At 60.9% G+C, this 9,480-nt stretch carries 5 protein-coding genes; 3 read left to right on the top strand and 2 right to left on the bottom strand.

The window, feature by feature from the left end; translation table 11 throughout:
* Positions 1-802: 802 nt before the first annotated feature.
* The 3 genes from ACWCP8_RS40705 to ACWCP8_RS40695 all read left to right on the top strand — a co-directional run bounded on the left by ACWCP8_RS40705 (position 803) and on the right by ACWCP8_RS40695 (position 6,540).
* Entirely contained in the window at positions 803-4,069 is a 3,267-nt protein-coding gene (locus ACWCP8_RS40705) for a PIN domain-containing protein (RefSeq protein ID WP_451121582.1), read from the top strand.
* A gap of 418 nt (positions 4,070-4,487) precedes the next feature.
* Positions 4,488-5,492: a hypothetical protein gene (locus tag ACWCP8_RS40700; protein WP_451121580.1), complete on the top strand. Its 1,005-nt coding sequence runs from the start codon at positions 4,488-4,490 to the stop codon at positions 5,490-5,492.
* A 239-nt stretch (positions 5,493-5,731) separates the two neighbouring features.
* Positions 5,732-6,540 (top strand): IS5 family transposase gene (locus ACWCP8_RS40695; protein WP_451121579.1). Its coding sequence is split into 2 segments (ribosomal slippage): positions 5,732-6,049 and positions 6,052-6,540, totalling 807 coding nucleotides; the frame shifts between segments, so codons are not numbered across the junction.
* A 29-nt stretch (positions 6,541-6,569) separates the two neighbouring features.
* Here ACWCP8_RS40695 and ACWCP8_RS40690 read toward each other — a convergent pair.
* Together ACWCP8_RS40690 and ACWCP8_RS40685 are read right to left on the bottom strand one after the other, a co-directional pair.
* Positions 6,570-7,181 (bottom strand): DinB family protein, encoded by a 612-nt coding sequence (locus ACWCP8_RS40690; RefSeq protein WP_451121577.1) that lies wholly within the window; start codon positions 7,179-7,181, stop codon positions 6,570-6,572.
* A 760-nt stretch (positions 7,182-7,941) separates the two neighbouring features.
* On the bottom strand, positions 7,942-9,231 hold the full coding sequence (locus tag ACWCP8_RS40685) for a hypothetical protein (protein ID WP_451121575.1): 1,290 nt from the start codon (positions 9,229-9,231) through the stop codon (positions 7,942-7,944).
* Between the last annotated feature and the right edge of the window lie 249 nt (positions 9,232-9,480).

The following is a 9,480-nucleotide window of genomic DNA, read 5'->3' as shown; positions in this document are numbered from 1 at the left end:
CGGCACATCCAGCAACTTCGCGTGCATACCGGCCAGTTACCCGCACCGACAGATCACCGAACTACAGCGGACCAGTCGATCTCCAACTGAAGGGCTAGCCAGCGCGTAACCGCCGCTCCCTCAACTGCCACTGATTTACTACTTGATCAGGCGTCTTGCCGCTACCTTCTCATTAGAGGGCCGATGAAGGCACTCACCGTTCTTCTGGACAGAACGGGCGTTGACGAAGGATCGGTGAGTTGGTGGCTATGGCGGGGACTGGGCGCATATGGATATCGGTGACGGTTGCGTTGACCAGCGTAGCGACCGTCGGGCTGGTCCTGGTCGCGGTTTTCGCGGACCCTGACACGACAGAGCGGACCGTAGGAGTGGTGGGTACGGTCGTCTCAATGCTCTGCTTGCTGGTTTCTCTGATTGCCTTGTTCCGAAGCACAGGAGGCGGTTCCGCGGGTGGGCGGCGCGTGCGCGGCGGCCGCCGATCGGTCGTGGCTGGCGGTGACATCACTGGCTCCGCGATCGGGAACAACTCAAAGGTCACCGGCCTCCACTCGTCGCCCAGTCGCACTGCGGCGAGGCGGAACGCGGATGACGTGCGAGCCGGTCGAGACGGGATCGCAGCGGGTGGTGACATCACGGACAGCGCTCTCGGGGAAGGCAGCGAACGGTGACACCGTTCCCCTGGACTCGCCGCAAGGGCCAACCCACCCCCCCGGGGAGTGAAGAAAACCCCGTCGAGATCCCACAGACGGTTTTCGCCGGCCCTGGCGCGGTCGCGGCTGGCGGATCAATCATCGGCTCTGCGGTGGGTGACAACAACAACGTCACATACATCGACAAGCAGTACGTGACCGACGGCAGCGCCTCTCTGAAGGCGGCCGAGGCCGCTTTCGAGCAGTCGCTAGCCACGTTGTCACCGGTGCTCCAAGAGGAAGCCCGCCAGTTGCGTGATCACTGGCCTGACGTGGAAGCGGCCGTCGTTAACCTTCCCTCTGGTAGGTCGGCGCGGAACGACATACTTGAGCAATGGGCCAAGCATGAACCACCGTGGCTCTCCAGTGCGCCTACCCGCGCACTTCCGTGGCTTGGCCAACTGGCATCTGCCTACGACGCCGGGAGTGCCTCGTTCTCGTTTTATGACCGGGCCGTACGCGAGGGGGGGTACCCTCGCGACCTCTTGATCGTCCAGGCTGCCCTACAGGCGGAGACGTTGACGGAGGGCAGCGCACGTTCGTACCTAGCGGCCGCTGTCGACCTCGACTCGTCGTTGGTCTACTCCGTGCGATCCGCCCTTGAGAAGGACTGGGACGCAGCCCTGGACTACCTGAACCGGTGGACTGCTCCTGACAGCAGCGGACAGGCTCTGCAACGTCTCCTGAGGACGCGCATCCTCCTGGCACAGGACTTGGTCGACCAGACTCTGCCGGCTCTGCGTGAAGCAGATGTCGCACGCTTCCCTCAGCTAGGGATGGAACTGGCACAGGCTCTGCTCCAACGAGCCAGGCACCGTACTACTCGCCATAAGCTCGCTGACGCCCAAGAAGCCCTGGCTGTTGCACTCCGAGTGCGTAACGCACGTCGAGAATGGTTCGGTGACAGCGCGGCTGCGGTCGTTCTTGCAATGCGGGCCGCACTGTTCAGTCAGGATCTGGCAACCGCGTGGGCTCTCTCCCAGCCCGCTCCGGAAGGAGACGCTACCGAGCAAGAAGCGGAGGATTCTCGGGTACTGCAGGAGAGTGCTCTGTTTGCCGCGCTGACGGGCCGCGAACATCGCGCGCGCGAACTCTTGGGTGTGGTGAATAGCCCGTTCACTCGGGCACAGGTGCTGGCTGTGCTCGAGGAACGCGGTGCCGACAGCAGCGATGATCAGCGGGTAGCCGAGGCTTGGCAACGCACTTGGGACGCAGCGACGTCAGGTCCCGACCAGCTCATCGCGGCCATGGGGCTGGTGGAGTCCGGGCAAAACTTACCTGACCTCTCTCACCTGAAGGACGACTATCCCGAGGCGGTAGCTGATCTCGAGAAGCTCGCCCACGCCCTCAGCGGCACAGCAGGCGGCGATCTGTCGATTCTGCGTGCCAACGCGAACCAGAACCCGACCATCGCCGTGAAACTGGCGCAGCGCTATCAGCAACTCGGCGATCTCGAAAAGGCTGCAGCCACCTTGCAGGAGGCCGCGACACACTGGCGCGATGCGCAGCTGATGACCTTGGCAGCTCGTGGCTACCAGCGTGCCAGGAACTACGAGAAGTCCAAGGAATGTGCTGAGAGCGCGCTGCGGATCGCCGGCCCAGGCTGGGCAGCGCAGGGTGCCATGTACGAGCTGCTCGTTGAGACAGAATCCGCCGCAGGGAACTGGGAACAGGCCACAGACGCGGCCATCACACTCCTGCGCCTGGACCCGCACAACCTCGACGCGCGCTGGGCCCTGGTGAAGTGCTATGTCACACGGGCACAGCCCGACGAAGCGTGGCAGACACTCACCGAACTCGGCGAAGCGGCCGCACCACGACGCCGCGACGAAGCGATCCTGTGGGTTCAGCTCGGTGCCCGCCTGTCTGCTGATCCGCAATTTGCGGGGCGTGCGCTGGAACTGATGCAGCACTGGCCACAGGATGAAGAGTTGCTGGGGCGTTTTCTGGCAGCTCTTCTCTGGCGAACGGCTACGACGCAACCGATGACCGCAGAAGCGGCTGAACTGCTGCGTGAAGCGAGCTCGGACTACTTGGAGCGCTTCCCCGACAGCGTGTATTTCCGCGCACTCGATGCCAGCGATCCGCGCGCGGTACTCGAAGAACTCGGCCAGAGTCTGCGCCGCGAGTACGAGGATGAAGACCGCCGTGAAATCCGAGAGCGGATCGAGCAAGGCCAGTTCCCTTTAGGAATGCTGGCCTTGATAAACGGCCGGTCATACGCCGAGGTGTGTGTGCGGCTCACCGAGGGACCTCCCGGCCTCTTCGCCTCCGACCCGACCTCGGACGTGTCGGAGGCAAGTGCCATCCAAGCTGCGCTGACCCGGCGGGTGGTCATGGATACGAGCGCAGCGGTATCTCTCGCCCTGTTGGAGCCGGGTGCTGCCGAACGGCTCCTTGGCTTCTGCCAGAGCATCGTGACAACTGACCAGATCGTTGGCGACACCTTCCACGCCCTCGAGTCCCTCGCTATGCGGTCCGATGCCACGGTGGTCTGGAGCGAGGACGAGGCACGGGCAACTCTTCATGTTGCTCCGGAGGAACAGATGAGCGCCCTGCGCGCGACACTCGAGCGTACCGCTGACCTTGTGCGACTACTACCGCGGGTGGCCAGGCCGGAGCTACGCGCATTGCCTCGGATGCAGGGAGAGCGCGCCCCGCAGGCATGGCTCACGGCCTTCGATTACGCCAAGGAGCACAACGCAGTGTTGTGGTGCGACGACCGAGCTCTGCGCACAGTTGCCCGGTCGGTGGGCGTACCCGCATTCGGAACGCTTGCCCTGATCGACGCGTGCCAGCGCGAGCAGACCTTGGCACCGCAGGAGGCAATGGTTCTGAGGGCCGAACTCCTTCGGCATTTCTACATGGATGTACCCTTTTCGGGTGAGCTGTATGAGTTCGCCGCACAAGCCGACGGCTGGCAGGCTCGAGCCGTAGCTACAGCGATCTCACGGCCGGCGGCCTGGGCCGATGCGCAGGCCGTGGTGCGGCTGGTCCTCAATGCGGTTGCACAGATCATCGATTCTGAACCGGACCATGCTGCTGCCTGGCTGAAAGCTGCGTACGTGGGCCTCTGGCGAGCAACACTGCCCTCGCACAGGCCTGCCAACCTGGAAACGCTCTCCATCCAAGCCCTGACCCAGCCGTGGGTCTCCGCCTCATCATTGCCCTTCCTCCTTACAGGTCTACGCAACGGCGCCGCAGAGGTCGAAAGCGGTGATGGCCCTCTGATGGCCGCTCTGGCTCGCTACTACGGCGAGCTAGTTGGACAGATGGGTCATCCTGAGGCAGGAACAGAGCTCATGAACCTGTTCAGCCATGCTGTCGCTGCGGACAAGTCCGCAGCTGCGCGCATCGCGATCACCCACCGCGACAACTAATCCTTTGCTGCGGATCATTGGGCGGACCGGAGGAAGATGCCCGGGATGTGCAGTCCGGCCCGGTAGATGGTCGCGGCCTTCTCATAGCGGGTGCGATGCCTCTCGACTACGCGAGGCGGTTGATGCACCGCTCGACTGTGTTGCGCTATCGGCATGGCCGAGGACCAAGAGGCCTGAAGTGAGCTGGCTGCGGCCTCAGTTCAGCCACAACTGATCACGGGCGGCCGCGACCTGCGGCCGCCTTATCGATCAACGTCCTGACCTGCTGCTGAGCTGTCGGCAGTTGTCGACGTTGGGCATCGCTGAGAGCCCTTCCAGGGCCCGAGGACCGCCCGGGAGGGCGTTTGTGCGTTGAGGTGCAGCATCTGTGTTGTCGTTCTGACCACGCCTGCCAACCCTCCATGCCATCATGCCGCTCATGGACTGGAAGCTGCTTCTCGAATACATCAAGGTTCTTATCTGGCCCACCGTGATCCTCGCTCTAGGCCTCGTGTTCAGGAAGCAACTAGTCGGACTTGTTCGAAACATCGACTCAGTGGAAACTCCGATAGGTGGCATCACTTTTCAGAGGCAAGCTGAGGCGATTGCGGAAGAGGCAGCTGAAATTGAAGGTGAGATTGCTGCAGAAATCAGCGAGCCGATTCGCCGGGTTGAACCTGCCGAGGATCAAGACGATGCGGGCAATGATGCGCAGAACGTGATTGAAATAAAGTCTGGTCGATTTGATCGTGAGCTTGCCAGCCTTCTTCGGGTGGCACAATCAAACCCAACTGCAGCTGTACTGGGGGCTTGGAAGGAACTTGAGGCGGCTCTTGCCGACGTAATCCCTCCCTCAAATATCCGGTACACCCCGGGGGCCATGATTCAGAGAGCCGAGCTACAAGGGGTCCTGCCTTCAAATCTTGCGCGAGTAGCCAACGATCTAAGAGCTCTCCGTAATCGAGTCGTGCATGAGGGCGACGTAATGCTGACGTCGGAAGGTGCGACCTCTTACGTCACCGCTACGCAGAGCGTCATCGATGCGCTTTCGCTTGCGCGAACACCGCAAGCTCGCGCCATCCGCTACGAACAGGCGGTCCTGCGTGCAATCGCTGACCCCGGCTTCCCGATTCAGCAAGCCGAGCGAGATGGTGATTGGGACTTCTTTGTCAATGTCGATGACAGGCAAGTTGGCGTAGTCGTGAAGTATCACGGGCGTGGCCGTTTCGAGAGGTACGAATTGAAACGTCTTGCAGAGAGATTCCCTGTGTCGGCCGTGCCTGTGCTGGTTGTAACTAATATCCCTCTGAGTGGCCCGGTCGTCGAGTTCAACACAGAAGGCGGCGCACTTCCGGATACTGCTATCCGTGAAGTTGTGCAGTGGAGGGACGGGCAGGATGATGCCCACATTGTGGGCGCATTGCAGCGAGTGGCCGAGTCCTGAGCGTGTAACTCTAGGGCGGCGGAGCGGCTTTGGGCTGGAGCTGCTTTGGGGCGAGTGATCATGGCCCCTTAAGCTTCCGGCGAGTCGGGCAGTCTGTGGACCTGCCCGTTAAAGCACGACGTTGGGGCCATGATCTTAGAGGCTCGCCCCAAAGTGGCTGCCTAAGAGCTCGTAACAGGATCTTGCTGAACGGTGCTGGTGGGGCGTGACTTGTGTGACGATCGGGCCGTTCGTGGTGTATGACGACTCGGCCGTGGATCGTGGATGACGACTTGTGGGCGCTGATCGAGCCGCTATTGCCGCCCTGGCCGGAGCGGTCACCAGGTCCGAAGCCGGTGGACGACCGGCGGTGTCTGCAGGGCATCCTGTTCGTCCTATACCAGGACATCGCCTGGCAACTCCTGCCGCTGGAGTTGGGTTTCGGCTCCAGACAGACCTGCTGGCGGCGCCTTGAGCGGTGGCAGCAGGCAGGCGTCTTCGACCAGCTGTACCGCCTGTTGCTCGCGGAATTGAACGCGGCCGGCGAGCTCGACTGGTCACGCGCCTGCGTGGACGGCTCCCACGTCCGCGCGAAAAGGGGGGTGCCGAGACCGGTCCGTCGCCGGTCGACCGGCGCAAGACGGGCAGTAAACACCACCTGATCTGCGATGGACGCGGCACCCCCCTGCATGTCATCACCACCGCGGCGAACGTCAACGACATCACCCAGACCCTCGCCCTGGTCGACGGCGTCCCGCCCACTGCCGGACGGGTGGGGCGTCCACGCCGCCGCCCCGACTCCCTGCTGGGCGACAAAGCCTACGACTCTAGGGCCGTGCGCCAAGAGCTGCGGCATCGCAAGATCATGCCGGTGATCTCCCGCAAGGGCGCCCCGAACATCAAGGGCCTGGGCAAGCTCCGCTACGTGGTGGAGCAGACCTTCGCCCTACTCCACCAGTTCAAACGCCTTGCCGTGCGCTGGGAACGACGCCTTGAACTCCACGACGCCTTCCTCTCGTTGGCCTGCAGTCTCATCTGCTGGAGGCGCCTCAAGAAGGCCGGATCGTGATCGTGTCACGAGCTCTACGGAGCCCCGTGCTACGAGCTCTTGGTAGAGCCAGAATGATCAGGCTTGGCGACGGCTGCTTTGGCAGCTCGCTCGATCTTCGCTTGGTGGGCATCCCAGAAGGCTGCGTCGTGCTGCTGAGTCGCGTATGCGGCTGTTGTCCCTGTCGAGTTGTCGAGCTGTTCGCGCAGGATGTCGGCGTGCCCGGCGTGCCGGCTGGTCTCGGTGAGCATGTGGACCAGGATGTTGAACAGCTTCACGTTGGGGCGTGGCCACCAGGGCACGTAGCCGACGGAGTCGATGGCAAGGGCGGTGATCGTCGCGTCTGAGTGCTCCCACACGCGACGGTAGCGGTCGATGATCTCATCCCTCGTCTCCTGTTCAGTCGCCCACATGTCGGCGTCACGTTCTCCGGTGTTGTCCCACCGGGGCAGAGGTTCAGGGAACGGTCGGTCGAAGACCTCGCCGAAGTACCTGGACTCCCAGATCGACAAGTGCTTGACCAGGCCGAGTAGGTTGGTTCCAGTCGAGGTCAGGGGGCGTCGGATGTCGTACTCAACGAGCCCATCGAGCTTCCAGAGGACCGCCGCGCGCAGCTCTCGCAGATCGCTGTGCAGGTACTCTTTCGCGAAATTATCGATCATGCGAGACGACTCTGCCATCACGGGCGATGGACTGGTGCCGGAACCCCTCACCCGCCCGACCGGGCCATCCCGCAAGATCTTGTTACGAACTCTTAGGTGGCCGGCAGAAGACGGCGGGGCAGGGCATGAGTCAGGAGCAGCCCCCGGCGATGCTCGGTTCATCTACTGGGCCATAGCGATGACGTTGTTGTTCATCACGGTGCTTCCTATGGGATTCGTGGTGGCCGACATTGAACGTTGGCGTAAGCACGGAAAGCGTGCAGGAAAGGCCTTGGAGTACCTGGATGCGCAGGCACATGCCCGGATACAGGAGCGAGCTGATAGCACAGAGACCGAGGAGCTACGGCCGTCGTAGGGCTCTGTCGCGCTTGGTGGAGGCCCGGAAGGTCCTCGGTCCTGGCGCCCTGTGGATGGCAGGCGCCCGCTACGAGAGCACCAGCGCACACGCTCAGGCATCTGCGACCAGGCGTACTTACCCACACCACAAGACGAGATCGTCTTGACATTACGAGTCGGAACGTTCGCTACTGGCGCCGCGACCATGGATATCCGCAAGACGCGCGGCGGACGCATCGAGTTCTTGCTCGACTGCGAGAGTGGGGCGAAGTTCGGTGACGAAGCCGCGGTGGCCACCGGCACGCTTTCCATTGAGTAGACACGCGAAATCATCATGCATCTCGTGGACGAGACGCCGTGGCTGCAGCTCGTCAAGGCAACACATCCCGTCCGGCACAATAGCCAGCAAGGGATTTCGTCGCATTTAAGCTGTCAGATTCTTCGCCCCTGCGATTAGTACCTTCTGCGCCAAGAATCTCATAAAAATATTCTCGGCACGCAGTGACTCTGCTTCGGGTGAGAACGGCATGAGAAGAGATTCTCCTTGCCCTCCCCCGTCCTCCTTCGAGTGAACCACGCGACACCGAATGTCGTAGATGCGCTCACAGGTCAAACTTAGAAGATCTCCCTTTTTCGACTTCGAATCGAGCGGCAAAATTCCTTTGATTGGCTGCCTTTTATTTTCATAATGTTCGCGAACTTCGTCGTTCGATTCAAAGAAATCGAGGATCGCATCTTCGGAAACGCAGTACCTGACAGTTGACCTCAGTTGACTTTTTTCGTCACCGTATCCGTTGCCCGCTTGGCGAGATATTCCGAGAATTCGAGACAAGTGCCGCTCGTCATCCGCCCTGAAGGTTGGATCCCGTAGCTCATTTCTCAACTTATCCAACAAATCCCTCTGACTGTACCGAGGAAAGTGATATTCCAAAACTTGGTAGTATGCCAGAAATTCAAGAAGTGGCATACCTTGCGCCGATCTTGCGTACGAGTAGAGGCTCAATGGCTCTGCTCCGTATTCAAGCCGAGGCAATACCGGAGGTGAGTCGCTAAGTCGTACCTTCCGGCCGGGACGCCAGCCGCCGGTGGACCTCGCTCGCCTCATGGTCAGAGCAATTCCATAGGCCAGGTCAAATTCAAACAATACGGAATTTCCGGCGGCCTCTAGGAATTTCAATGCCTCGTCGTGCGTCTGACAGGCTCTCCCGGTCAGTCTGAGTGTTATTTGAGATGCGTTTGCAATTGCGCGAAATTCTCGCGATGCCGTTCCCAGCCTAGCCGACCACTCCTCTCCCCTCGTCCCGTTTAGTTGAACGTAACCTCCTAGTCGAGAAGCTCTTCCCGCCCGTGACTCTTCGCTGATCCACCCTGGGGTTCGTTCAAGGAAGCGTGTGCCCGGCCCATATCCCGACAGTGCAACCTCTATGACAGACTCATCCCCCATTTTCTCGTATGCTTCATAGTCGCCGATCCCTCTAAAACGACTGAAATCGATCCCGATGAAGTTAGACGCCTCTCTTTCACCCACCACCACCGTCCGCACTTTCCGGCCAGCCTTGACTTCCACCTTCAGGAAACATGCGGAATCATCAGGGTATTTTGCCCAAGAATAGGTAGTACCGGCCTCCTTGAGTTGCTCCTCGACGGCAAAAAGTGGTGATCCTGGCTCGATCAAATCGGTAGGCTCTTTTTCGCTCTGCATATTCGCCTTCAAGGTCGAAGTTGCACTTCCGTTAACCGTACTTTGGCATACATGTCGCTGATGCGCTCCGCTTTGTTCTCGTGCGCTACCCATCACCGGGCTACGCGCGACATTCGCCCGCAAGTTAGCTATTACGTAATTAAATAGTCGAAATAGCGCAAATTAGTACTCCAGCCGTAGATCGTGATCTTGCAGGATTTTCGGTCGCATGGGGCGGTTGCGAGCTGGCACGCTGCCTCGTGGACGTGCGCAGAGGCACTG

The organism is Streptomyces sp. NPDC002206 (assembly GCF_053593595.1).
This window is presented reverse-complemented; position numbering and strand designations above follow the sequence as displayed.

Bases quoted from the DNA above. Each gene is read 5' to 3' on its own strand.
- ACWCP8_RS40690 (WP_451121577.1), bottom strand. From the start codon at position 7,181: ATGATCGATAATTTCGCGAAAGAGTACCTGCACAGCGATCTGCGAGAG.
- ACWCP8_RS40700 (WP_451121580.1), top strand. From the start codon at position 4,488: ATGGACTGGAAGCTGCTTCTCGAATACATCAAGGTTCTTATCTGGCCC.